Raw genomic sequence first — 23,395 nt, forward strand, 5'->3', positions numbered from 1 at the left:
GGATCACCCCCTTCTCGATGACAGGGCGCTGGCGATCTCCTCGAGCGAGGCGAGCGTCCGCGCGGCGTTCGGGTCGTCGGTGCTGGCCAGGTCCGCGACCAGGGTGGTCAGCCGTTCGGCGGCTGCCGCATGCCGTCCGGCGGGGCCGGGCAGCGGGCCCGCCAGCGCCAGGGCCGCCGCGCACTGCCGCGCCAGCTCCGAGACCAGCTCCAGGCCGGCGGTCGTGCCGCGCGGGCCGAGCACCGGGTCGAGCACCTCCAGTACGCCGAAGACGGACCCGCCGGTGTCCAGCGGCGCGGCGATGATGGCCTTCGGTATCCGGCCGGTGGAGGCCGCGAAGTCCCGGTTGAACTGCGAGTGGTTGTCGAGGTCGTCGGCGATCACCGCCTCCCCGCTCTGGAAGACCCACCCGGCTATGCCGCTGTAGTCGGGGATGGTCCAGCCCACCAGGCTGTCCTCCCGGGCTTCGGAGATCGCCTCCAGGACGAGTGCCTCGCCCGCCGCGTCGTGCAGGAAGACCGACGAGGCGGGAGCGCTGAAGATCAGTCGGGCCAGCCGTACGGTCGAGCGCAACACCTCGTCGCGCCGCGACAACGGACGGCCGCTGAGGGGGGCGTCATACGCCGGGTTCGTCATGACCGGCTCCTTCGGCGGATGGGGCGGATGGGGCGGATGGGGTGGAGACGGAGGATGGAGCGGGTACGCCGGAAGCGGTGACAGGGATGACAGGGATGACAGGGGTGGGGGCTCGGGGTGGGCCGGACGTGTCGGTGAGGTTGTCCGAGAGGGCGGCGAGAACGTGCTTGACCTCGCTCACCGGAAGATGCGGATGCTTTCCGAGGATGCGGGCCACGAATCCGGTGACATGCGGGGTCGCGAAACTGTTCCCGGAGAGGATCGAACGGCCGCCGCCCACCCAGGGGACCTCGATTCCGACACCGGCCGCGAAGAATTCGACCGGGGGCTGCGGACTGACCTCGATGCGCTCCGCGTCGGCGATCTCGTGCGAGCCGACGGAAATCACCGAGGGAAAGACCCAGGGATAGCTGCGGACCGGGCTGTTGTGCGCCGAGGCCACGATCGCCACCCGGTTGAAGTACGCCTCGTCCGCGATGTCGTGCAGCGAGGCCTTGAAGTCGCCCTTGCGTGAGGACAGACTGAGGTTGACGACATGGAAGCGCTCCGCCACCGCCCAGCGCAGTGCCGCCAGCAGCGCGTTGCCGTCGCCCGCCAGGCGCGGCCCCAGGATCCGTACGCTGGTCAGGCTCACGTCCGGCGCGATCCGCCGGATGATCGCCGCGCACGCGGTGCCGTGACCGGCGGCGTCGCCCTCGTCGTCCGGGACGATCCGGTAGCTCGGCCGGCCGTCGCCCGCGGCGTCCTGCTCGACGCGTTCCACCGCGTACGACCCCTCCAGGGGACCGATCTCGGGATGATCCGGCGTGACTCCGCTGTCGATGACGCAGACCCGGACCCCCGCACCGCGCGACCCACCCCAGGCCCATTCCCGGTCCACCGCCGTGGAGGCCGCGACGAACGACCGGTCGACGAGTTCCCCGGCGTTCATGTGGGCGAACCGGATCGTTGCTCGACGAAACGCTGTAGTGGTCAATGGGGCCTTCCGGTCACTGGTGGCCTCTCGGATGGCGCGATGCCGAACCGTCGGACTGCCGGACCGTCCCGCTGTCGAACAGCTGAGCGGCGCCCGCGGACCGATTCTGTACGAGGTCCCCGGCCCCCGGACATCCCAGTTGTCTGCGGTGCTTTCCGGTCGGAACTGCCCCTCGCGACACGGAAACTGACAGTTCTCTGCGCTGTCGGCCGGATTGTGCGGGGAGAGGGGGCGGCCCGCCGTGGGAGGGAACTCGACCATCTCGCGGGAGAGTTCATGGACAGGGCGGGAGACTTCCGGGCCACCCCGGAACACCTCGGTCCCGGTCCCGTCGATCACCGTCGCGGTGGAGGGCCGCGCGCGATACCGGCGGCCGGTTCGGAGGGAGTGGGCGGCGGTGGATCGGTCCGCGGGGTGGCGGGTTGTGCGGGTGGCGCGGAGGGTGGCGTCAGGGCGCGGCGCCAGGCCGGCTTCCGTCCGTTCTTCGAGGCTTGGCGGGCACCTCGCTCGGACATCGCGGCGGACTCGCGTCCCGACGGTTGCCGAACATGCGTTCAGGTGCGGCTTGGTGGATCACGGAGCAGGACAGGCGGGTCGAATGGCACCCACCCCGCGTCCGGGCGAGCTCCCGGTCGGGGTCCGGCAGGAATTGCGGACCGAAACTGTCCGCAAGTGGAGCTAGCGTGCGGCACATGCAGAACACGGCGAAGCGGAACACGGCGACGACGACCTCGGAGAAGGTGACTTCGGCGACGACAACCCCGGCAACCGCCCCGGCGGCGAGCCCCGGGCCGGCCTCGACCACTGCCCGCGCGCGCACCGCGGCGGCCCCCGTCCTCGGCCCCCGCGCCCTCAACCGCGCCACTCTCGCCCGGCAGCTGCTCCTCACCCGGTCGCCGATGTCCGCCAAGGACGCCCTCGCTCACCTACTCGGTCTCCAGGCGCAGAACGTGAAGCCCCCGTACTACGCCCTCGCCGCCCGCCTCGACGGGTTCGACCCCGAGGAGCTGTCCCGGCTCATGGCCGACCGCGAGGCCGTTCGCATCGTCACCATGCGCTCGACGATCCACACCCACACCGCCGACGACTGCCTCACCCTGCGCCCGCTGGTCCAGCCCGCCCGGGACCGCGAACTCACCTACTTCCGCAAGGGACTTGTAGGAGTCGACCTCGACCGGCTCACCGACCTCGCGCGTGATCTCGTCGAGGCCGAGCCGCGCACGATGAAGCAGCTGCGCGAGGCGCTCCTCGTCGAGTGGCCGGACGCCGATCCGCAGTCCCTGTCCGTCGCGGCCCGCTGCCGGCTCCCGCTGGTCCAGGTCACCCCGCGCGGCCTGTGGGGCCGCAGTGGCCAGGTCGCGCTCACCACCGCCGGACACTGGCTCGGCCGACCGGCCCAGGAGGCGCCCGTGCACGAGACCTCGGCCCTGGACACGACCGTGCTCCGCTACCTCGCCGCGTTCGGCCCCGCCTCCGTGAAGGACATGCAGACCTGGGCCGGTCTGACCCGGCTGCGCGACGCCTTCGAACGCCTCCGCCCGCAACTGCTCACCTTCCGGGACGAGCACGGCACCGAGCTCTTCGACCTCCCCGACGCTCCCCGCCCCGACCCGGACACCCCGGCACCGCCGCGCTTCCTGCCCGAGTTCGACAACCTGCTCCTCTCGCACGCCGACCGCACCCGCGTCGTCCCCACCGACCTCAAGGGCCGTACCTGGACGGGTAATCAGGCGCACCGCGTCCTGCTCGTCGACGGTTTCCTCGCCGGACTGTGGCACGTCGAGGAGCGCACGCTCACTGTCGAACCGTTCGGCAGGCTCACGAAGGACCAGCGGGCGGCGGTGGTCGAAGAGGCCGAGCGGATGCTCGTGACGCTGCACGGGGGAGCGCCGTACGACATCCGGTTCGGTACCGTCGTACGCGAACGGTAACGGGAGCGGGAACGTGGATAGGGGGCGCTGCGGACCGCTCGTGGCCGGTCCGCAACGCCCCCTGGCATTCACCTGAGGGATACTCAGGAGACTGTGGTGGCAGGGCCCTTGCCGCCGCAGGGGCCCGTGGTGACTACCTGCCAGGTGTTACGACGCGACCTGCGTCGCCACCAGGCTCGAGAAGGTGGTCAGCCGGGTGTAGACCCCGGGGTAGCCGGCCTCGGCACAGCCCTCACCCCAGGAAGTAATACCTGCCAGGACGCCGCCTATCATCAGCGGGCCGCCGCTGTCGCCCTGGCAGGTGTCAACGCCACCGGATGTGTATCCGGCGCAGACCATGTCGCTCGCGATGTAGCTGGAGCCGTAGGCGGTGGTGCAGGTGGCGTTGGAGACGGTCGGGACCGTCGCCGTGCGCAGCTGGTTGGAGGAGCTGCCGCTCGAAGAGGTGGTGCCCCAGCCGATGATGCGGGCGGTGGTGCCGGCCGCGTACACACTGGTCTGGGACGAGGTGACGTACGACGCCGTGGTGTACGGCATCGAGGTCGCGAGGGTCAGCACGGCCACGTCGTCGCCGTTGGTGGCGTCGGTGTAGCTCGGGTGGATCCAGATCTTGGTGACCTTGCTGACGGTGCCGTTGGTGCCGTTGCGGTAGGTACGGCCGCCGACGACTCTGACGCTGCTCGTCGTCTCGCCGACCATACAGTGGGCCGCGGTCACGACCTTGGTGGCCGAGACGAGGGTGCCACCGCAGAACTGGTTCTGCGAGGCGTCCGTGATCTGCATGACGTACGGGTACGTTGCCGCGGTGGTCGTGGAACCTCCCACGATGGGCTGGGGCGCGGCGACCGCGGGGGCGGCGATGAGCGCGGTCGATGCGGCGGCAGCGGTGGCCACCAGGACAGCGGCGGCCTTCTTGGCACGGGCGAGCCCGAACATGGGTTCTCCTCTTGTGGGGATTGCCGGTGGGGGGACGCGCGGGTGTGGGGGGTTTCTGCACGGGGCGGTGGTGCTGCTCCGTGTGCCCGGCTAGCGGCACATCCACAAGGTAGGAGCCGGATAAGGCTCCGCCCAATGAGGGAACCCCCTAGGGGAGTCGGGGCAGGGAAAACCCTCGGTCGTACGGGGTCGACGGCACGGTACGGTGAGAGCGCAAGGATGGAATCCGCGCAGGCGCACGACCGTACGGCGGGCGTACGGGCGTTACTTGGGGTGGCGTCCCGCCGCCAGCCTCACGATGTCCACCCGAGACCGGATACCCAGTTTCCGGTACACCCGGGTGAGCGTCGCCTCGACCGTCTTGACGCTGATGAACAGGCGTCCGGCGATCTCGCGGTTGGTCGCGCCCTCCATGACGAGCGCCGCGACCTGACGTTCCATCGCGGCGAGCCCGTCGAGCGCGGCGACCGCCTGCGGCTGCTGAACGAGCGGCTGCGGCGCGGGATTCGGCACGGTGGCCGCGTCAACCCTGCGCAGCCAGGGCAGCGCGCGGGAACGTCTGAACAGGCGTGCCGCCTCGTCGTACGACGTAGGGGCGGGCGTGGGTCCCGGCCCCGGTGGTCCGGTACGCAGCTCGGCCAGCGCGAGGGCGGCCCGCGCCTCCTCAAGTCCGTAGCCCAGCTTGGCGAGTCGGTCCTGCGCGGACGTCAACTGGGCCAGAGCCGCATCGCGTTCACCGCGCGCGGCGCGCACCAGTGCCTCCGACCGGTCGAGCACCGCGAGCACACTCTCGCGCCCCAGCCGCAGCGCGTGGGCGCGCGACACGTCGATGACCTCCTGCGCCTCGTCCAGCTCGCCGACGCGGACCAGCGCCTCCGCGAGGTCGCCTTGCCAGCGTCCGCGCGCCGGGTCGTCGACGCCGAGATCGTGCTCCAACTCCCTTGCCCGGCGCAGCGACTGCACCGCGCCCGGCGCGTCCCCGGCCACCAAGCGGGCGTATCCCAGGGCCGCTTGGGCCCGGGACAGGTACATCAGGTCGCCGTTCTCCTCGGCGTGCTCGACCGACTCCCGGGCCAGCGCGAGCGCCCGGTCCACGTCACCGCCGGACGCCTCCGCCAGCGCGGCGAGCATCCCGGAGGCGACCTCGCCGATGCCGGTGTCCCGGGCCAGCCGCAGGCTCTCCCGGGCCAGGTCGAGCGCCCGGCCGCAGTGCCCGCAGCGCAGTTCGGTCTCGGCGAGGCAGCGCAGGAAGTGCACCTCGCTCTCGACCGATCCGCGTCGGCGCACCTCGCGCAGCAGGGTGGTGATGGTGGCCCGCGCCTCGGGCAGCTGGTCGCTCATGATCAGCCAGCGGAACCGGGCCGAGCCGATGCCGTTGTGATGGACGGTCACCTTCGGGTCCTGGGGCTCCTTCAGGGCGCGCTTGATCGTCGCGGGTGCGTCCGGGTGGCCCATCAGAGTCTCGGTCTGGGCCTGGAAGGAGAGCGCCATCAGCTCCGTGTGCCGGTCGCCGCCCCGCTCGGCGAGTTCGGCCGCCCGCGCCGCCTCCTCACGGCACTCGGCGAAGTCGCCCTCCACGAGCAGTGCCCGCCAGGCCAGTTGGTAGTGGATCAGGGCGAGCAGTTGTGGGTCGTCGCCCGCGTCGGCCAGCGCCTGCGGGAAGACGGCGTCGACCTCCGTCATGGCATGGCCCGCCGTGTCGATCACGATGATCCAGGCCCGCACCCGTTCCGCGGCCACCGTGCTCCGGGCGAGCACCTGGCGGGCGACGTCCCGCGCGAGGTCCAGCTCACCGGCGGTGATCGCGTCCTCGGCGGCCCGCAGCCGGTGCTCGTCGCGGTTCGGCACACTGTCGGCGGGGGCGTACCGGGCGGCGAGCAGCCCGAGCGAGGAGGCCACCGAAGGCGCTCCGCGGTCCCGGGCCAGCGCGGCGGCCTCGGCGAGCCGCACGGCCACCTCAGGATCCGTGCCCTCCGTCGCCAGGGCGAGATGCCGGGCCCGCTCGATGGGGTCGGACGCGGCCGTCGACAGCGCGGCGTGCGCGGCCCGGCGTTCCTGGGCGCTCGCCTCCGCGTACAGCGCGGCCGAGACGAGGGGATGCGCGAACCGTACGGCCGGACCCTCGGGCTCGGTCGCCAGCAGCCCGAGGGCGGCGGCCTGGGCGGTCTCCGCCTCCGCGTTCTCCCGGCCGGCCTCGTGCAGCAGGGCCAGGGTGGGACGGGCGCCGGCGCTCACCACGAGGAGGGTGCGGCGGGCGTCGTCCGACAGCATCTCCAGGCGGCTGAGGACCAGCGCGCGCAGCGAGGTCGGCACCGGCAGCGGCTCGCCCGGGCGCGGGGGAGCGGGGTTCTCGGCCAGGGCCCGGCCCAGTTCGAGGGCGTACAGCGGGTTGCCGGCGCTGATGCGGTGGATCTCCCGCACGGTCGAACGCGGGAGGTCGTAGCCCCGGTGCTCGAGGAGCGCCTCCACCTGGGGGCGGGTCAGCGGGTTGACCCGGACCGCCAGGGTGTCGGGTGTGGACGCGCGTAGATAGCGGTCGTACTCCTGTCCGTCCGTCCGCCCCGCGAACAGCATCCGGATGGGGTCGTCGCCCAGGCGTCGGGCGGCGAAACCGAGGAGTTCGGTGCTCGCGGTGTCCAGCCACTGGAGGTCGTCGGCGACGACGAGGACGGGGCCCTTGGCGGCCAGTGCGCGCAGCGCGGACAGCACGGCCAGCCGCAGCGCGAGTCCGTCACGCTGGAGCGTGGACTCGCCGCGGCCGGTGAGCGCCGCCTCCAGGGCGACACGCTGGGCGACGGGCAACTGTGCGGACACCTCGTCCAGCGCCAGGCCGAGAAGATCGGCGAGAGCGAGGAAGGGGAGATGGGATTCGGACTCGGTGGCGGAGCAACGCAACACGGTCCGTGCCGATTCGCCGTATTCCGCGGCCAATGTCCGCAGGACGGTGGACTTTCCTATTCCTGCCGTTCCGTGCAGTAGTACGCTGCCGCCGCGCGAAAGCTGCTCGCGCGCCGCGATGAGCGCCTCGTCCCGGCCTATGAGCAGGTCGGAGCGGCATCGGCCAGACTCCTGGAAGTCCCGTCGCACGGTCACCGCTCCCCTCCTGTGTCGTGTGTGGCCCAATATTAGGCAACAGATCTTTGAATTTCGGACCGGCGCCCGGGTGAGCCAAATAACAGGACGGTTGAGGCATCGGAAAATTCAAGTCACATGTGAGTGAATACGCCGTATACGTGTGCGGAGCGTGACGACGGAATCGGTCGGGGCCGACGGATTCTCAGGGCAGCAGCCCCGCCCGCCGCGCCGCTACGACCGCCTCCCCGCGCGAGTGGGCGCCCGGTCTGCGCATCGCCGAACGCAGATATCCCTTCACCGTCTCCGGGCGCAGCCCCAGCCGTTCCGCGGTGACCGCGTTGGACGCCCCCGAGGCGACACACGCCAGGACGTCCAGCTCACGCGGTGCGAGTGCGGCCTCGCCCTCGGGCCGCCCGGCGGCCAGCAGACCGCACGCACCGAGCAGCGCGCCCCGCAGCTCCGGATCCGTGATCCGCGGGGCCAGCGCACGCAACGCCGCGTGCGCCTCCCGCACCTGCTCCCACGCCCCGTCGCCAGGCACCCCGGCGCCGGGAGGCTCCGGACGCGCCGCCGCCAGCAGCTCCCGCGCCTGGTCACGTACGACGAGCGCCTGCTCCACGTCCCGGGCCGCCTCGACCGCCGCGCCGATCAGGCGGTCACCCAGGGGCTGGGCGGTGCGCAGGGCGCCGTACAGCACTCCGCGCACCCGGCGCCGTACGACGACCGGGACCGGAGCGTGCACCAGGCCACGTTAGCTCGATCGTGTGATGGTCCGGCTTTTGGGCTTGCGGGAGCGTGGGCCGTTTGGTCTACGGTGGCCACGCGATCTGGGACGCCGGGTACGGCGCCAGCGTGCGGGGCCCCCGCTCCACCGGAGTGATGGTTCGGGGCCTCCTCGTCGCCTCTGGCCGTACCCACCTGGCCAGGTCGTGAGGGAGTCGGCCTCCCGGGCTCGGACCACGCACAGGATGCGTGTCGCCGCCCCGGGGTCGAGTACGTCGGGGACCAGTGCGCCCAAGACCGTTCGGGGCGTGCGGCTGAGCGGGTTTGCCCCTGCTCAGTCTTCAGGAACGGTAGTGAGACCTGCGTCATGGATTACACAATGTTGGAGAACGCCTGGAGGTGAACGACCAGAAGTAGGGGAGAACAGACGGATGACGACAGCGACAGCGAGCTTCCGCAGTGCACGGGACTTCCTGCTGGCCCACCGCGAGGACTACGCCACCGCGTACGAGGGTTTCAGCTGGCCGCGCCCCGAGCGCTTCAACTGGGCCCTGGACTGGTTCGACGTCATCGCGGACGGGAACGACCGCACCGCCCTGCACATCGTCGAGGAGGACGGCTCCGAGGCCAGGGTGTCCTTCGCCGGGATGTCCGCCCGCTCCAACCGGGTCGCCAACTGGCTGCGCGGGCTCGGGATCCGCCCCGAGGACCGCGTCCTCGTCATGCTCGGCAACCAGACCGAGCTGTGGGAGACGGCCCTCGCCGCGATGAAGATCGGCGCCGTCGTCATCCCTGCCACTCCGCTGCTCGGCCCCGCCGACCTGCGCGACCGCGTGGAGCGCGGCCGGGTCGCCCACGTCCTGGTCCGCGCCGAGGACACCGGCAAGTTCGACGAGGTGCCCGGCCGCTACACCCGGATCGCGGTGGGCGGCGCCCCCGAGGGCTGGCAGCCGTACGAGGACGCGTACGCGGCGCCCGAGGAGTTCACGCCGGACGGGCCGACCCACTCCGACGACCCCCTGATGCTCTACTTCACCTCGGGCACGACCGCCCGCCCCAAACTCGTCGAGCACACCCACGCCTCGTACCCCATCGGACACTTGGCGACCATGTACTGGATCGGCCTCAAGCCCGGCGACGTGCACCTGAACATCTCCTCGCCCGGTTGGGCCAAGCACGCCTGGTCCAACCTCTTCGCGCCCTGGATCGCCGAGGCGACCGTCTTCATCCACAACTACACGCGCTTCGACCCCGCCCGGCTGATGGCGGAGATGGAGCGCGCGGGCGTCACCTCCTTCTGCGCCCCGCCGACGGTCTGGCGCATGCTCATCCAGGCCGACCTGACCCAGCTGCGCACCCCGCCGCGCGAGGTCGTGGCCGCCGGGGAGCCGCTCAATCCCGAGGTCATCGAACAGGTGCGCCGATTCTGGGGCGTCACGATCCGGGACGGCTTCGGCCAGACGGAGACCGCCGTCCAGGTCTCCAACAGCCCCGGCCAGCCGCTGAAGACGGGCTCCATGGGCCGGCCGAGCCCCGGCTACCGGGTCGTCCTCCTCGACCCGGTCTCGGGCGCACCGGGCGCGACCGAGGGCGAGATCGCGCTCGACCTCTCCACCCGCCCGGTCGGTGTGATGACCGGCTACCACGGCGACGCCGACCTCACGGCGGAGGCGATGGCCGGCGGCTTCTACCGCACCGGGGACATCGGTTCGCGCGACGCGGACGGCTACATCACGTACGTCGGCCGGTCCGACGACGTCTTCAAGGCCTCCGACTACAAGATCTCCCCGTTCGAGCTGGAGAGCGCGCTGCTGGAGCACGAGGCGGTGGCGGAGGCCGCCGTGGTCCCCGCGCCGGACGAACTGCGCCTGGCCGTACCGAAGGCGTACGTCGTGCTCGCGGCAGGCTGGGAGCCGGGACCCGGCACCGCGAAGGTGCTGTTCGAGCACAGCCGTGAGGTCCTCGCCCCCTACAAGCGCCTGCGCCGACTGGAGTTCGGCGATCTCCCCAAGACCGTGTCCGGCAAGATCCGCCGCATCGAACTGCGCGAGGCGACGGCGGCGGGCTCGGCGGACGAGTACCGCGAGGAGGACTTCCGGTGACCTCATACGCCCACGGGACCAGCGACACCCCGCTGCTGGGAGACACGATCGGCGCCGGCCTGGACCGGGCCGTCGCGAGATGGCCCGACCGTGAGGTGCTGGTCGACGTGCCCTCGGGGCGGCGCTGGACGTACGCCCAATTCACCGCGGAAGTCGACGAGTTGGCGTACGCGCTGATCGCGAGCGGGATCGCCGTGGGCGACCGGGTGGGCATCTGGGCGGTCAACTGCCCCGAATGGGTGCTGGTCCAGTACGCCACCGCGCGGATCGGCGCGGTCATGGTGAACATCAACCCGGCCTACCGCACCCATGAGGTCGAGTACGTCCTCAAGCAGGCCGGGATCTCGCTGCTCTTCGCCTCCCTCAGGCACAAGGCGAGCGACTACCGGGCGATGGTCGGGGAAGTGCGGGGCAAGTGCCCGCAATTGCGGGAGGCCGTGTTCATCGGGGACCCGAGCTGGGACGCGCTGACCGCGCGCGGCACCCCGGTGCCGTTCCCGGAGCTGTCCTGCGACGACCCGATCAACATCCAGTACACCTCGGGCACGACCGGCTTCCCGAAGGGGGCCACGCTCTCCCACCACAACATCCTCAACAACGGTTACTTCGTCGGTGAGTTGATCGCCTACACCGAGCAGGACCGGGTGTGCGTCCCGGTGCCCTTCTACCACTGCTTCGGCATGGTGATGGGCAACCTCGCGGCTACCTCGCACGGCGCGTGCGTCGTGATCCCGGCTCCGTCCTTCGAACCGGCGGCGACCCTGCGGGCGGTGGCCGAGGAGCGCTGCACCTCGCTGTACGGCGTACCGACCATGTTCATCGCGGAGTTGAACCTCCCCGACTTCGCGACGTACGACCTGTCGTCCCTGCGCACCGGCATCATGGCGGGCTCGCCCTGCCCGGTCGAGGTGATGAAACGGGTGGTCGGCGAGATGCACATGGCCGAGGTGTCCATCGCCTACGGCATGACGGAGACCTCCCCGGTGTCGCTCCAGACCCGCCGGGACGACGACCTGGAACACCGCACCGGCACGGTCGGCCGGGTCCTCCCGCACATCGAGGTCAAGGTCGTCGACCCGGCGACCGGAGTGACTCGACCACGAGGCAGCGCGGGGGAGTTGTGCACCCGCGGTTACAGCGTGATGCTCGGCTACTGGCAGCAGCCCGAGAAGACCGCCGAGTCGGTCGACGCGGGCCGCTGGATGCACACCGGCGACCTCGCCGTGATGCGCGAGGACGGCTACGTCGAGATCGTCGGCCGCATCAAGGACATGATCATCCGGGGTGGCGAGAACATCTACCCGCGCGAGATCGAGGAGTTCCTGTACGGCCATCCGAAGATCGCCGACGTCCAGGTGGTCGGTGTGCCGCACGAGCGGTACGGCGAGGAGGTCCTCGCGTGTGTCATCCCGCACGAGGACACCGAACCGCTCACCCTCGCCGAGCTGCGGGCCTTCTGCGAGGGGCGGTTGGCCCACTACAAGATCCCGAGCCGGTTGCAGGTGCTGGACGCCTTCCCGATGACGGTGTCGGGGAAGGTGCGGAAGGTGGAGCTGCGGGAGAGATACGCCGGGGAGCGGTGAGGGCGGCGGTTTCGACGGCCGGGGCCGAGGGCTTACGGAGGCAGGCGGGGCCGACGGTCGAGGCTGGTCTCGGTTTCTGTGGTGCGGATCCTTGGGCAGGGTCTGAGGGGGCCTGTCGGGGGCGCTGGGAGCGGCGGTTTCGGTGTCGGGGGTTGAGGTTCTGCGGTTGCGGAGGCGGGGCGGCCTGGCGTTCGAGTCTGCTCTCGGCCTCTGTGGTGCCGGTCCTTGGGCAGGGCCTGAGGGGGCTTGCCGAGGGCGCTGAGGGCGGGGGTTTCGGTGTCGGGGGTTCAGGGTCAGCGCGTGAAGGGGCGGGGCCTGGCGTTCGAGTCCGGTGCCGGATTCTGGGGTGCGGATTCTTCCGCAGGAGCTGAGAGAGCTCGTCGGGGGCGCTGGTAGCGGGGGTTCTGGCGTCCGGGGTTCAGGGCCTGCGCATGCAGACGCGGGGCCAGCGGTCGAGGCCGTGCTCGGCCTCCAATACGCGGATCTTCCGCAGCCCCGGGGTGAGTTCGGCGTCGTCGAGGGTGCGGAAGCCCAGACGGGCGTAATAGGGCGCGTTCCACGGGACCTCGGTGAACGTGGTCAGGGTGAGGTGGGTCAGGCCTTCGTCGCGGGCACGGTCGGCGGCGTACGTGAGGAGTGCCCGGCCGATGCGCCGGTGCGCGAAGTCGGGGTGGACGGAGACCTGTTCGATGTGGAGGGCGCCGTCCACCGGTTCGGCGATCAGATAGGCCAGGGGGTGGGCATCGTCGTCGGTGGCGACCCAGGCGCGGCCCGCTCGCCGGTAACTCTCCAGTACGTCCAGGGCAGGTGGCTCGTCGTCCGCGATCTCCGCCATCCCGAGCTCGCGGAAGGGATAGCCGGCGGCGCGTTCGACGGCGCGCAGGGCGGGGAGTTCGGCGGCGCGGGCCGGGCGGATGTGCATCTGCACAGTATCCGGCGGGGGCACGCTCCGGGCACGCGGTTATCCGGTCCGAGGCAGAGCTGCCGGGGCCTCAGGCCCCGGTGGCGTCGAGGTCGTCGGCCGGGCTGTTGACCGGCTGCGGGGTGCCGGTGAGGTCGAGGACGAACAGGGGGACGCCGAGGTTCTCGGCGCCGGCGCGGGCCTCGTCCTCGTACCCGGCGAGGGAGAAGTAGACGCAGGCCGAGGACTCCGTCATGGCCGTCAGCCACAGGCACTCGACGTCCCGCAGCGACGCCGGGCTCACCGTCGGGTCGACCTGCGCCAGGACTCCCCGGGCGGCCAGCCCCACACCGGACGGGGGCCGCTGGTCGGCGCGGCGGATGTCCTGGTATCCGAGCCAGCGCAGATAGAGGGCGGCGGCGGTGACCGCGTCGCGTGCGGTGCGGATGGTGACGGGCTGGAAGGCGCGCCGGGGGCGGGGGCGGGGGCGGGGGGCGCGGAGGGCGGCGGGGAGCTTCGCGGCACCGGGCGGGGACCGGTCGTCCTTCGTCCGTGGCCCGGTCGGCTGGGTGTCCGGGACCGGCCGTGTCACCGGGATACGCAGGACCGTGCCGCAGGGGCAGCCCAGTTCGGGGTGCGGCCACTGGTCCCTGCGGCCACAGGCCGCGCAGCGCACGGTGACCCACTGTTCGTCCCAGACGCGGTGGGTGACAGCCGTCGCGGTCGTCCGCGGATCGAGCGACGGTCTCACCGGCGCACCGCACGCGCACGGATAGGACGGCGCCGCGTACAGATGCTCGCGCAGGCAGGCCGGACACCGCACCGGCATGCTCTCGGCCATGGCCAACTCCACTACGTGACGTCGGGGTCAGAGCCCCATCGTGCTGCACGGAACCCCCGCTTGTCCGTCTCTTGACGGCCTTCGCGAGCCCACTTACATTATTTCCAGATAGCGGAACAAAAATTCCACAGTACGGAAAAATCACGGAAGCTTTCTCTCTCCGCGGGGCGCGACGGGAGTACGAATCCGAGGAGTTGCTCCATGGCACGTATGACCGCTGCCCGCGCGGCAGTCGAGATCCTCAAGCGGGAGGGCGTCACGCACGCGTTCGGTGTGCCCGGCGCGGCGATCAACCCCTTCTACGCGGCGCTCAACGCCGCCGGCGGGATCAGCCACACCCTCGCCCGCCATGTCGAGGGCGCCTCGCACATGGCCGAGGGCTACACACGCACCCACCCCGGCAACATCGGTGTCTGCGTGGGGACTTCGGGCCCGGCCGGCACCGACATGATCACGGGGCTGTACTCCGCGACCGGCGACTCGATCCCGATCCTCTGCATCACCGGTCAGGCGCCCACCGCGGTGATCCACAAGGAGGACTTCCAGGCCGTCGACATCGCCTCCATCGCCCGGCCGGTCACGAAGATGGCCACCACCGTGCTGGAGGCCGGCCAGGTCCCCGGCGTCCTCCAGCAGGCCTTCCACCTGATGCGGTCGGGCCGCCCCGGGCCGGTGCTGGTCGACCTGCCGGTCGACGTCCAGCAGACGGAGATCGAGTTCGACCCGGAGACCTACGCGCCGCTGCCCGTCCACAAGCCGGTCGCGACCCGCGCCCAGATCGAGAAGGCGCTCACGCTGCTGAACGCGTCGCACCGGCCGCTGATCGTGGCGGGCGGCGGCATCATCAACGCCGACGCGGCCGAACTCCTGGTCGAGTTCGCCGAGTTGACGGGTGTGCCGGTCATCCCCACCCTCATGGGCTGGGGGGTGCTGCCGGACGGCCACGACCTGAACGCCGGCATGGTCGGCCTCCAGACCTCGCACCGCTACGGCAACGCCACGTTCCTGGAATCCGACTTCGTCCTCGGCATCGGCAACCGCTGGGCCAACCGTCACACCGGCCGGCTCGACGTCTACACGGCCGGCCGTACCTTCGTCCACGTCGACATCGAGCCCACCCAGATCGGCCGCATCTTCGCTCCCGACTACGGCATCGCCTCGGACGCGAAGGCCGCGCTGGAGCTCTTCATTACGGTGGCAAGGGAGTTGAGGGACTCGGGCGGTCTCCCGGACCGCTCCGAGTGGGCGGCGGCGACCCAGGAACGCAGAGCCCGCCTCCAGCGGCGTACGCACTTCGACGACATCCCGATCAAGCCGCAGCGCGTGTACGAGGAGATGAACAAGGCCTTCGGCCCCGAGACACGGTACGTGACGACGATCGGCCTCTCCCAGATCGCCGGCGCCCAGCTGCTGCACGTCCACCGGCCCCGCCACTGGATCAACTGCGGCCAGGCGGGCCCCCTCGGCTGGACGATTCCGGCCGCGCTGGGTGTCGCCGTCGCCGACCCGGAGGCGTCCGTGGTGGCCCTCTCCGGTGACTACGACTTCCAGTTCATGATCGAGGAGCTGGCGGTCGGCGCCCAGCACCGCATCCCGTACGTCCACGTCCTGGTGAACAACTCCTACCTGGGCCTGATCCGGCAGGCGCAGCGGGCCTTCGACATCGACTTCCAGGTCAACCTGGAGTTCGAGAACCTCAACTCGCCCGAGCTGGGAGCCTACGGCGTCGACCACGTCAAGGTCGCCGAGGGCCTCGGCTGCAAGGCGATCCGCGTGACGGACCCGGCGGACCTGGCCACCGCCTTCGAGGAGGCCAAGAAGCTCGCGGCGCAGCACCGGGTCCCGGTGATCGTCGAGGCGATCCTGGAGCGCGTCACGAACATCTCGATGTCGACGACCAACGACATAGGAAACGTGGTGGAGTTCGAGGACATCGCGACTGAACCGAGCCATGCGCCGACGTCGATCAGGACGCTGAAGGTCTGACGCCGAGGCCCTGGCGGCATGGAAGGAGGGGGTGCCCATGGGCACCCCCTCCTTCCATGCCGTTGTTCCCCGTTGTCCCTCCGCGTGAGCTGGATGTGAGGTTTCCGGGCGGCGCCAACGCCTGGGCGCGACAGGACAGTTGTCAGCGGTGGCGCCGCCCGGAAGATCAGAGGAAGGAACGGGGAGAAGGCGTCAGACCTCGGCGCCCGACAGGCGTTCCACGGCCCGCAGCAGGGCCGAGTGGTCCAGACCCCCGTCACCCTGCGCCCGCAGGGACGCGACGAGTTGGGCGACCACCGCGCCGACCGGCAGCGCGGCGCCGACCGTGCGGGCCGCGTCCGTCACGATGCCCATGTCCTTGTGGTGGAGGTCGATACGGAAGCCCGGTGCGAAGTCGCGGTTCAGGAAGTTGTCCTTCTTGCGCGTCAGCACGGTCGAGCCGGCCAGCCCACCGCCCAGCACCTCCAGCGCCGCCTTCAGGTCCACGCCCGACTTCTCCAGGAAGACCACGGCCTCGGCGCACGCCTGGATGTTCACGGCGACGATCAGCTGGTTGGCCGCCTTCACCGTCTGGCCGGAGCCGTGCGGACCGCACAGTACGACGGTCCTGCCGAGCGCCTCGAAGATGGGCCTGGCGCTGTCGAAGTCGGCCTGTTCACCGCCGACCATGATGGACAGCACGGCCTCGACCGCGCCCGCCTCACCACCCGAGACAGGCGCGTCCAGCACCCGGACGCCCCTGTCCGCAGCGGCCTTCGCCAGATCCACCGAAGTCTGCGGGGTGATCGACGACATGTCGACGAGCAGGGCACCGGGCCGCACGTTCGCCAGGATGCCCCCGGGGCCGTACGCGACCGCCTCGACCTGCGGTGACGCGGGCACCATCGTGATCACGACGTCGGCGTCGAGCACGGCGTCGGCGATCGAGGCGGCAGCCGTGCCGCCGGCGTCGACGAGGCGGTCGAGCTTGTCCTGTTCCAGGGTGAAGCCGGTGACGTCGTAACCCGCCTTGATCAGGTTCTCGGACATGGGGGAGCCCATGATGCCGAGGCCTATCCAGGCGACCTTGGGAAGATCGGTCATGACGGGGCGCCTCTCTGCTGCTGTGCTGCTCGGTGATGTCAGAGGTGATGTCAGGGGGATGGCAGGGGGGTGATGTCAGGGGGTTCGGCGTGCTTCGCGCGGCAGCCAGTCGAACGCCTCGGCGCTCGGCCGGTCGCCCGGTTTGTACTCCAGGCCCACCCAGCCCTCGTAACCGGCCTTGCGCAGCCGGTCGAGGTGGTCCGCGAGGGGGAGCGTGCCGGTGCCGGGGGCGCCGCGGCCGGGGTTGTCGGCGATCTGGACGTGCCCCGTCTTCGCGGCGAACCGGTCGATCACCGAGGTGAGGTCCTCGCCGTTCATGGACAGGTGGTAGAGGTCCATCAGGAAGCGCGCGTTGTCGAGGCCGGTCGCCGCGTTGACCCGGTCGACGACCTCCACGGCGGCCGGGGCGCTCACCAGCGGATACCGAGGCGACTCCGGTTCGTTGAGTGCCTCGACGAGGAGGATCGCCCCGATCCGGTTCGCGGCGTGGGCCGCGAGCACCAGGTTCTCCAGCGCCAGCGCGTCCTGCTCCGCCGGGTCCACGCCCTCGGTCCGGTTGCCGTACAGCGCGTTGAGCGCGCCGCAGCCGAGCGACTCGGCCAGACCCGCGGCCACCTCGATGTTGGCGCGGAACCGCTCCGACTCCTCCCCGGGCACCGACAGGGCGCCCCGGTCCGGGCCCGGCAGCTGTCCGGCGTAGAAGTTCAGCCCGGTGAGCCGGACGCCGGCGTTTTCGATCGCGGCCCGCAGCGAGTCCAGCTCGGACTGTGCCGGGGTGGGGGAGTCGAGCCAGGGCCACCACAGCTCGACCGCGGTGAATCCGGCGGCCCGGGCCGCCGCCGGGCGCTCCAGGAGCGGGAGTTCCGTGAAGAGGATCGACAGGTTGACGTTGAAGCGCTGCTCTGTGAATCCCATGGCCGTCGGCGACCCCTCTTAATTCCGTATGGTGGAAATAGCTTTCTGCTTTATGGAAGACTGCCGTCGAGTGTCGGAACTTGTCAAGAGGGGTCTCCCGAGTGGCGGGGCCGGAAGCGGGCGGTTACACAGGGTTCAACGTTCATATGAGCGGGGGTGCACGTTTCTCGTGCGCCAGTGCACTGAAGTTGTGAGGCAAACATGGCCGTCGAGCCATTCCCTGCCTGCCCGGAGAGCTCCGGAACAGGCGAACCCCGTGCGGTGACCCGCATACGCACAAACGACCTGGTGCGCACCGTGGTCGTCGCCAGACCCCTGGACGATGTCGTCCAGCTCGTCACCCTCCTGGAGCAGTCGCCCGACGGCCTGCCGACCGCCGCGACGGTCCTGCGGGTCGCGGCGGTGGCGCGCTCTGTCGAGGACGTCTCACGCCTCGTGGAACTGCTGGGCCCGCCGGCGCACGGTGTCGACCGGATGGACGAGGCGATCCGGACGGCCGCCGAGCAGCGGCCGGTGGCCGAGGTCGGCCGCCTGGTCGCGCTTCTGCACGCGGCCCCGCACTCCGCGCACGCGGAGGCCCAGGCGGTGCGGGCCGCCGCCGGCAGGCCCGTCGAGGACCTCGCGCAGTTGATCGGCCGCATCGGCGACGCCCAGGACCAGGACCAGGACCAGGACCAGGACCAGGACCAGGACCTGGACCGGGACCGGGACCGGGACCTGGGCAGGGGCCTGGATCCCGCGGTCACGAACACCGCGCCTCGGGTCCAGGAGACGGCGGCCGTGGTGCGCGCCGGGAGGCGTGACGTCCTGTGGTTCCGCCGGACTGCCGCCGCTCTCGTCCTGCTCTGCGGCGCGGCCCACTTCCCGCTCGACTGGGTCGACGCGCCGAGGTACGGACCGGCCGCCTCGTTCGGCATTTCCGTACTGTGCCTGCTGGCCGGTGCGGCGCTGTGGTTCGGCCGGTCACCGGCCGTGGCCGCCGCTGCCGCGGTCCTGTCGGGCGCGTTGGCCGCCGCCCATCTGCTGGGCACGCATGTCGACTCGGAGACACTCGCCTACGTACGGCAGGCGGGCGGAGCCGCTTCCCCGCTGCCCGCTCTGGCGGCCTGTGTCGCGACACTCGCCGCGCTGACGGTACTGGCCGTGCCCCTCGCCCGCCGACGGCGTGCCGCCGGTGCCCGTGAGGTTGCCACCGACCCGGTCCTGAAGATGAACTCCCTTCGCTTGTAGGGCAGTTCGGGTACGGACCGCATGCTCTTCGGAGTGGGCGCGCATCCCTGCTGAATGTCGCAGGGGAGTCCGTTAGGGTCGTGTCCCAGCGGCCGGGACGCAAGCGGCTGGGACACGACCTGACGGAAGAATGGGCACAGTGCGACTGCGAGTGGAGTTCACGACCGAGCCCTTCGATCTCGACGAGGCACCCGCGCACGCGCTGGTCGCCCGCGAGGTCATCGAGGCGGCCGAGCTGGACGCGGTGGACGTCGGCCCGTTCGGCAACACCGCCGAGGGCCACGCCGATGCCGTGCTCACCGCCCTGGACGCACTGCTGCGCAGGACCCTGGAGGCCGGCGCGACCCGGATCTCCCTCCAGGTCAACGTGATCGACGGGGAAGGCGGCCGGTGACCGCCGCCGGGGACGGGTCCGTCGCCGCCGCCTTTGTCGCGGCCGTGAAACCGCTGGTCGACGCCATGGGCGGCGAGATGGTGGCGCCCGGCCGGGCCGGCCCCGACGACGTCGTGCTCGCCTGGGAGGGCGCCGACGTGGTCGCCGTACGCCTGCCGCAGCTCTCCGACTCGCTCGATCACATCCTGGCCGCCCTGGAGCGCGGACACGGCAAGCCGCTGGCAGAACTGGACCGCAAGGCCAAGCAGGAGACCGTACGGATACTCGAGGCGCGCGGCGCCTTCACCGTGCGGCACGGGGTCGAGACCGTGGCGAGCGCCCTCGGGGTCAGCCGTTTCACGGTCTACAACTACATCAATTACGTCAATGAGCAGCGGGCCAAGGCACGTGCGAGCGACGAGCAGCCACAGCAGGACGGCTGACCCGGCGCAGCCGCGGACCCCGCCGGTGGGACGGCGTCCTGGACGGGCCACTGCCGCAGGCCGCCGTGGCCCGGCGGCTGCTTGGCTTCCAGGTCACACTCGACCCCGGTCCGACTCCCGGTCCGACCCCCGGTCACGAAACGGGCTCCGGCGCCCGCTCGCCGAGGTAGGCCCGTTCCAGCAGCCCGGGATCCGTGGTGAGCCTCTGGGCGGGCCCGCTCAGCACCGTTTCGCCGTGTACCAGGACCACCGCCCGGTCCGCCACCGCCAGGGCGAGGCGGACATGCTGCTCGACGAGCACGACCGCCGTTCCGGTACCTTCGGCGATCCGCCGGACGACCGGCAGCAACTCCTCGACGATCACCGGCGCCAGCCCCATGCTGAGCTCGTCGATGAGCAGCACGCGCGGATCCTGGATCATGGCCCGACCCAGGGCCAGCATCTGCTGCTCCCCGCCGGAGAGCATCCCGGCCGCGACCTTCAGACGTTTGCCCAGTGCCGGAAAGAAGTCGAGCACGTGGTCCACGGTGCTGCCGTGACGCCTCCGGGCGAGGGTCAGGTTGTCCCGTACGGTCAACTGGGTGAACAGCGATCGGTCGTCGGGGACAAGGACCAGTCCCCTCCGGGCGACCTCGCGGGCTCGGCCACCACGGATCTGCCGGCCGTCAAGGGTGACCGACCCGCCCAGGCGTGGCAGCAGGCCCGCGAGCGTCATCAGCACGGTGGTCTTCCCGGCTCCATTGGGTCCGAGCAGCGCGGTGACCTCGCCGGGGAGCAGCTTCAGGCCGAAGCCGCGCACCACCGGCCGTCCCTTGGTGTAGCCCGCGTCCAGGCCCTCACATGTCAGCAGTTCCTGCCCGGTCACTGGACGACCTCCCCACGCAATTGGTTCGCATCGACGTGGGTCGCACCGAGGTAAGCGGTGGCGACCCGTGGATCGGCCTTGATCTCGGCGGGGGTTCCCTCCGCGATCACCTTCCCGATGTCCAGCACGACGATCCGATCGCACACGTCGAGCACCAACCCCATGTCGTGGTCGATCAGCAGTACGGTCACACCGCCGGCCCGGACGGCACGCAAACGGTCACCCAGCCACCGGCTCTCGGAGCTGTCCAGACCGGCCGCGGGCTCGTCCAGGAGCAGCATCCGGGGACGCCCGGCCAGGGCACGCGCGATCGACACCAACTGCCGCCTTCCTTGGGAGAGTTCACGCGCCGGCTGGGCCCGGAACCGGCTCAGGTGCAGCGTCTCGAACAACCGGTTCCGCAGCTCCAGCCCCTGCATGGTGCCGACATGGTCGCCGCCGTGCCGGGCCGCCGCCTCCCCGACCAGTACGTTCTCCTCCACGCTGAGATCCTCGTAGAGCTCGATGCCCTGGAAGGTGCGCCCGAGGCCTGCCCGGCCCCGCTGATGAGGCTTCAGCGACGAAATCGGCCGCCCGTCGAACTCGACCGTTCCCGTGCTGCGGTGGTATCCGCTGATCGCGTCGAGCAGGGTGGTCTTCCCCGCACCGTTCGGCCCTATCACGCCGACGATCTCACCCGAGCGCACGTCGAAGGAGACCGAGTCGACCGCCACCACACCGCCGTACCGCACCCCGATGTCGCGCACCGAGAGCACCACTTCGCCCGGATCGGGGACCCTCGGGCGGGCGGACGGTGCCGCCTCGGTCAGCATCTCGGTGTCCAACTCGGCGGCGTCGGCGTCGGCGGCGCCGCCGGGCCGGCGCCTGTTTCGCAGCTTGTCCATCAGTTCGTGCGCCGGACCGACGATGCCTTCCGGGTTCATGATCACCGTGAGCACCAGGCCGATGCCCATGATCACGCCGTACCACTCTCCCATTGACAGTGCCCGGTCCAGCAGAACCGGCAGCAGGCCTCCGGCTCCCATCACGCCGGCCACGAGGCCGCCGGACAGGGCGGTGATGCCCGCCAGGTACGCGGTGGCGAACAAGCCCAGACCGCCGATCGCGGTGAACATCTGGGCGTCGGCGACGGTCTGCTGGTAGCCCAGCAGGGCGCCCCCGAGCCCGGCGATGAACGCTCCGATCGCGAAGGCGATGATCTTCGTACGGGCGACGTCGATCCCCGCCGCCGCGGCCGACCGCTCGTTGGCGCGCACGGCCAGCATCGCCGCCCCGAGCCGGCTGCGGCGCAGCCGTCCCACACCCAGGCCGACCCCCAACAGCACCACCAGGCACAGCAACGCGAACGGGATGCGCGGGTAGTCCTCGCCGGCACCGATGCCCAGGTCGATTCCGAACAGGTGTGGTGCGGGGACCTGCGAGCCGTCCAGGCCGCCGTTGAGTTCGGTGTTGCGGAACCAGAAGGCCTCGAGGGCCACCGCCAGCGCGACCGTGACCACCGCCGCGGGCAGACCACGGATCCGCAGGGCGGGAAGCCCGATCACGACGCCGATCACCATCGCCGCCACGGCCGCCAGCAGCGGGGCGAACGGGAAGGGGATCCCCCACCCCGCACTCAGCTTGCTGAGGCTGAACGCGCCGACCCCGGCCAGGGTCAGCTGGGCCAGCGAGATCTGGCCGGCGAACCCGGTGACGACCACCAGCGACAGTGAGATCACCGCCAGGGTCAGCGAGGTGATGACCGCGGCGCGGATGCTTCCGCGGGTGGCGAGGAGAACGACGACACCCAGGCCGGTGCTCACGACGGCCGGGACCAGGATACGGTCGGGCCGCGGCGCGCGGCCCAACGCCTGCTGGACCAGAGAGCCGCGGGTCGGCAGTGGCCGTCCGCGGACCACGAGGTAGGCCAGGATCACGGCCAGCGGCACCAGCTGCGCCGTGCCGGTCTGAGGCAGCCATGACCACTGTCCCTGGAGGAACTGCAGTTCCGACTGCAGCATCCCGATGACCAGGCCGGCTCCCACGGCGGGGACCAGCGCGGTGAAGTTGCCGACCAGGGCCGCGGCGAGGGCCGGCACGATGAACAGGGTGTACGAAATCGGGACCAGGGGCACGATCGGTGCGATCAGGATGCCGGACAGGCCGGCGATGGCCGAGCTCAGCGCCCAGTTCGCCACCGCGATCCGCTCCGGCGACAGCCCGCTGACCAGTGCGCCCTTCTCCGATTCCGCCGCCGCCCTGGCCGTGAGGCCGAACCGGGTCAGCCGGAACACCAGCGCCAGCGCGACCGTCAGTACGACGATGACCGCCGCGAACCACAGCCGGTCGCCGGGGATACGCGAACCACCCCATTCCACCGGGTCGTTCGGCAGAATGGCCTTGACCGACACCTGGGCGGTGCCCACCCGCGCGGCGATCACGGACTGGATCACCAGCATCACCCCGATCGAGGCGACGGCTTTGGCCACCGGCGGCGCGGATCGCAGTTGCCGGAAGACCAGCCCGTACAGAACCACCCCGAACACCGCGGCGAGCACCAGCGAGATCACCATCGCCGGGACCAGCCCGAGCGGTCCGCCGAGTCCGACCGTTGTCGGCAGGCCCGGTATCGGCACCAGCAGCTCACCCCGGCGCAGGAACGCGTAGGTGTACGCGCTGTACAGCGCGATCGCCCCGGTGGCGAAGTTGACCACCCCGGAACTGCGGTAGGTCAGCACCAGTGCCAGCGCGAGCGCGCCGAACACCGCCCCACTCCCCAGGCCCAGCAGCAGAAACACGACGTACTGGCTCATCGGC

General features: G+C 71.0%; 17 protein-coding genes and 1 pseudogene. 7 read left to right on the top strand and 11 right to left on the bottom strand.

The window, feature by feature from the left end; all coding sequences use genetic code 11:
- Positions 1-3: 3 nt before the first annotated feature.
- Both G3I71_RS30915 and G3I71_RS30920 read right to left on the bottom strand, forming a co-directional pair.
- Entirely contained in the window at positions 4-636 is a 633-nt protein-coding gene (locus G3I71_RS30915) for a GAF domain-containing protein (RefSeq protein ID WP_164319714.1), read from the bottom strand.
- Positions 617-1,567 carry a S8 family serine peptidase gene (locus tag G3I71_RS30920; RefSeq protein ID WP_164319716.1) on the bottom strand — a complete coding sequence of 317 codons (951 nt, stop codon included), beginning with the start codon at positions 1,565-1,567 and terminating at the stop codon, positions 617-619. Before G3I71_RS30920 ends, G3I71_RS30915 begins: the two co-directional genes overlap by 20 nt.
- 737 nt (positions 1,568-2,304) lie before the next feature.
- On the opposite strand from G3I71_RS30920, the gene G3I71_RS30925 reads away from it, so the two are divergent.
- On the top strand, positions 2,305-3,543 hold the full coding sequence (locus G3I71_RS30925) for a winged helix DNA-binding domain-containing protein (protein ID WP_164319718.1): 1,239 nt from the start codon (positions 2,305-2,307) through the stop codon (positions 3,541-3,543).
- 147 nt (positions 3,544-3,690) lie between these two features.
- Here the strand turns inward: G3I71_RS30925 and G3I71_RS30930 are convergent, their stop codons facing one another.
- The 3 genes and pseudogenes from G3I71_RS30930 to G3I71_RS30940 all read right to left on the bottom strand — a co-directional run.
- Positions 3,691-4,479, bottom strand: coding sequence for a serine protease (locus G3I71_RS30930; protein ID WP_164319720.1), 789 nt, complete (start codon positions 4,477-4,479; stop codon positions 3,691-3,693).
- Positions 4,480-4,743: 264 nt separating this feature from the next.
- Positions 4,744-7,572 carry an AAA family ATPase gene (locus G3I71_RS30935; RefSeq protein ID WP_164319723.1) on the bottom strand — a complete coding sequence of 943 codons (2,829 nt, stop codon included), beginning with the start codon at positions 7,570-7,572 and terminating at the stop codon, positions 4,744-4,746.
- Positions 7,573-7,756: 184 nt separating this feature from the next.
- A pseudogene (locus tag G3I71_RS30940) lies at positions 7,757-8,284 on the bottom strand (response regulator transcription factor); the annotation flags it as partial.
- Between the two features lie 424 nt (positions 8,285-8,708).
- On the opposite strand from G3I71_RS30940, the gene G3I71_RS30945 reads away from it, so the two are divergent.
- Together G3I71_RS30945 and G3I71_RS30950 are read left to right on the top strand one after the other, a co-directional pair.
- The gene (locus G3I71_RS30945) at positions 8,709-10,379 is read left to right on the top strand and encodes an AMP-binding protein (protein WP_164319725.1); all 1,671 of its coding nucleotides are present in this window, start codon (positions 8,709-8,711) and stop codon (positions 10,377-10,379) included.
- The gene (locus G3I71_RS30950; protein ID WP_164319727.1) at positions 10,376-11,962 is read left to right on the top strand and encodes an AMP-binding protein; all 1,587 of its coding nucleotides are present in this window, start codon (positions 10,376-10,378) and stop codon (positions 11,960-11,962) included. Before G3I71_RS30945 ends, G3I71_RS30950 begins: the two co-directional genes overlap by 4 nt.
- 418 nt (positions 11,963-12,380) lie before the next feature.
- Here G3I71_RS30950 and G3I71_RS30955 read toward each other — a convergent pair whose 3' ends face one another.
- A complete protein-coding gene (locus G3I71_RS30955; RefSeq protein ID WP_164319729.1) occupies positions 12,381-12,884 on the bottom strand; it encodes a GNAT family N-acetyltransferase in 504 nt (167 codons plus the stop codon).
- Positions 12,885-12,954: 70 nt separating this feature from the next.
- Positions 12,955-13,704 carry a hypothetical protein gene (locus G3I71_RS30960; protein ID WP_164319731.1) on the bottom strand — a complete coding sequence of 250 codons (750 nt, stop codon included), beginning with the start codon at positions 13,702-13,704 and terminating at the stop codon, positions 12,955-12,957.
- Between the two features lie 201 nt (positions 13,705-13,905).
- Here G3I71_RS30960 and gcl point away from each other — a divergent pair, with 201 nt between their 5' ends.
- Positions 13,906-15,690, top strand: a complete 1,785-nt coding sequence (gcl, locus tag G3I71_RS30965) for a glyoxylate carboligase (protein WP_164319734.1) — start codon at positions 13,906-13,908, stop codon at positions 15,688-15,690.
- A 192-nt stretch (positions 15,691-15,882) separates the two neighbouring features.
- Here the strand turns inward: gcl and G3I71_RS30970 are convergent, their stop codons facing one another.
- Together G3I71_RS30970 and G3I71_RS30975 are read right to left on the bottom strand one after the other, a co-directional pair.
- Positions 15,883-16,773 (bottom strand): 2-hydroxy-3-oxopropionate reductase, encoded by an 891-nt coding sequence (locus tag G3I71_RS30970; protein WP_164319737.1) that lies wholly within the window; start codon positions 16,771-16,773, stop codon positions 15,883-15,885.
- 75 nt (positions 16,774-16,848) lie between these two features.
- On the bottom strand, positions 16,849-17,688 hold the full coding sequence (locus G3I71_RS30975; protein ID WP_164319739.1) for a TIM barrel protein: 840 nt from the start codon (positions 17,686-17,688) through the stop codon (positions 16,849-16,851).
- A 261-nt stretch (positions 17,689-17,949) separates the two neighbouring features.
- On the opposite strand from G3I71_RS30975, the gene G3I71_RS30980 reads away from it, so the two are divergent.
- The 3 genes from G3I71_RS30980 to G3I71_RS30990 all read left to right on the top strand — a co-directional run bounded on the left by G3I71_RS30980 (position 17,950) and on the right by G3I71_RS30990 (position 19,734).
- Positions 17,950-18,918 carry a hypothetical protein gene (locus tag G3I71_RS30980; RefSeq protein WP_164319741.1) on the top strand — a complete coding sequence of 323 codons (969 nt, stop codon included), beginning with the start codon at positions 17,950-17,952 and terminating at the stop codon, positions 18,916-18,918.
- 139 nt (positions 18,919-19,057) lie between these two features.
- Positions 19,058-19,312, top strand: coding sequence for a hypothetical protein (locus G3I71_RS30985; RefSeq protein WP_164319743.1), 255 nt, complete (start codon positions 19,058-19,060; stop codon positions 19,310-19,312).
- A 65-nt stretch (positions 19,313-19,377) separates the two neighbouring features.
- Positions 19,378-19,734 (top strand): helix-turn-helix domain-containing protein, encoded by a 357-nt coding sequence (locus G3I71_RS30990; protein WP_164319818.1) that lies wholly within the window; start codon positions 19,378-19,380, stop codon positions 19,732-19,734.
- Between the two features lie 133 nt (positions 19,735-19,867).
- Here G3I71_RS30990 and G3I71_RS30995 read toward each other — a convergent pair whose 3' ends face one another.
- Positions 19,868-20,599 (bottom strand): ABC transporter ATP-binding protein, encoded by a 732-nt coding sequence (locus G3I71_RS30995; RefSeq protein WP_164319745.1) that lies wholly within the window; start codon positions 20,597-20,599, stop codon positions 19,868-19,870.
- Positions 20,596-23,391: a branched-chain amino acid ABC transporter permease/ATP-binding protein gene (locus G3I71_RS31000; protein WP_164319748.1), complete on the bottom strand. Its 2,796-nt coding sequence runs from the start codon at positions 23,389-23,391 to the stop codon at positions 20,596-20,598. Before G3I71_RS31000 ends, G3I71_RS30995 begins: the two co-directional genes overlap by 4 nt.
- Between the last annotated feature and the right edge of the window lie 4 nt (positions 23,392-23,395).

It is taken from the genome of Streptomyces sp. SID12501 (genome assembly GCF_010550245.1).
Classification (GTDB): Bacteria; Actinomycetota; Actinomycetes; order Streptomycetales; family Streptomycetaceae; genus Streptomyces.

Excerpts from the sequence above, each read along its gene's own strand:
- G3I71_RS30915 (WP_164319714.1), bottom strand. The coding sequence starts at position 636 with ATGACGAACCCGGCGTATGACGCCCCCCTCAGCGGCCGTCCGTTGTCG.
- G3I71_RS30920 (WP_164319716.1), bottom strand. The coding sequence starts at position 1,567 with ATGAACGCCGGGGAACTCGTCGACCGGTCGTTCGTCGCGGCCTCCACG.
- G3I71_RS30925 (WP_164319718.1), top strand. The coding sequence starts at position 2,305 with ATGCAGAACACGGCGAAGCGGAACACGGCGACGACGACCTCGGAGAAG.
- G3I71_RS30930 (WP_164319720.1), bottom strand. The coding sequence starts at position 4,479 with ATGTTCGGGCTCGCCCGTGCCAAGAAGGCCGCCGCTGTCCTGGTGGCC.
- G3I71_RS30945 (WP_164319725.1), top strand. The coding sequence starts at position 8,709 with ATGACGACAGCGACAGCGAGCTTCCGCAGTGCACGGGACTTCCTGCTG.
- G3I71_RS30955 (WP_164319729.1), bottom strand. The coding sequence starts at position 12,884 with ATGCACATCCGCCCGGCCCGCGCCGCCGAACTCCCCGCCCTGCGCGCC.
- G3I71_RS30960 (WP_164319731.1), bottom strand. The coding sequence starts at position 13,704 with ATGGCCGAGAGCATGCCGGTGCGGTGTCCGGCCTGCCTGCGCGAGCAT.
- gcl (WP_164319734.1), top strand. The coding sequence starts at position 13,906 with ATGGCACGTATGACCGCTGCCCGCGCGGCAGTCGAGATCCTCAAGCGG.
- G3I71_RS30970 (WP_164319737.1), bottom strand. The coding sequence starts at position 16,773 with ATGACCGATCTTCCCAAGGTCGCCTGGATAGGCCTCGGCATCATGGGC.
- G3I71_RS30975 (WP_164319739.1), bottom strand. The coding sequence starts at position 17,688 with ATGGGATTCACAGAGCAGCGCTTCAACGTCAACCTGTCGATCCTCTTC.
- G3I71_RS30990 (WP_164319818.1), top strand. The coding sequence starts at position 19,378 with ATGGGCGGCGAGATGGTGGCGCCCGGCCGGGCCGGCCCCGACGACGTC.
- G3I71_RS31000 (WP_164319748.1), bottom strand. The coding sequence starts at position 23,391 with ATGAGCCAGTACGTCGTGTTTCTGCTGCTGGGCCTGGGGAGTGGGGCG.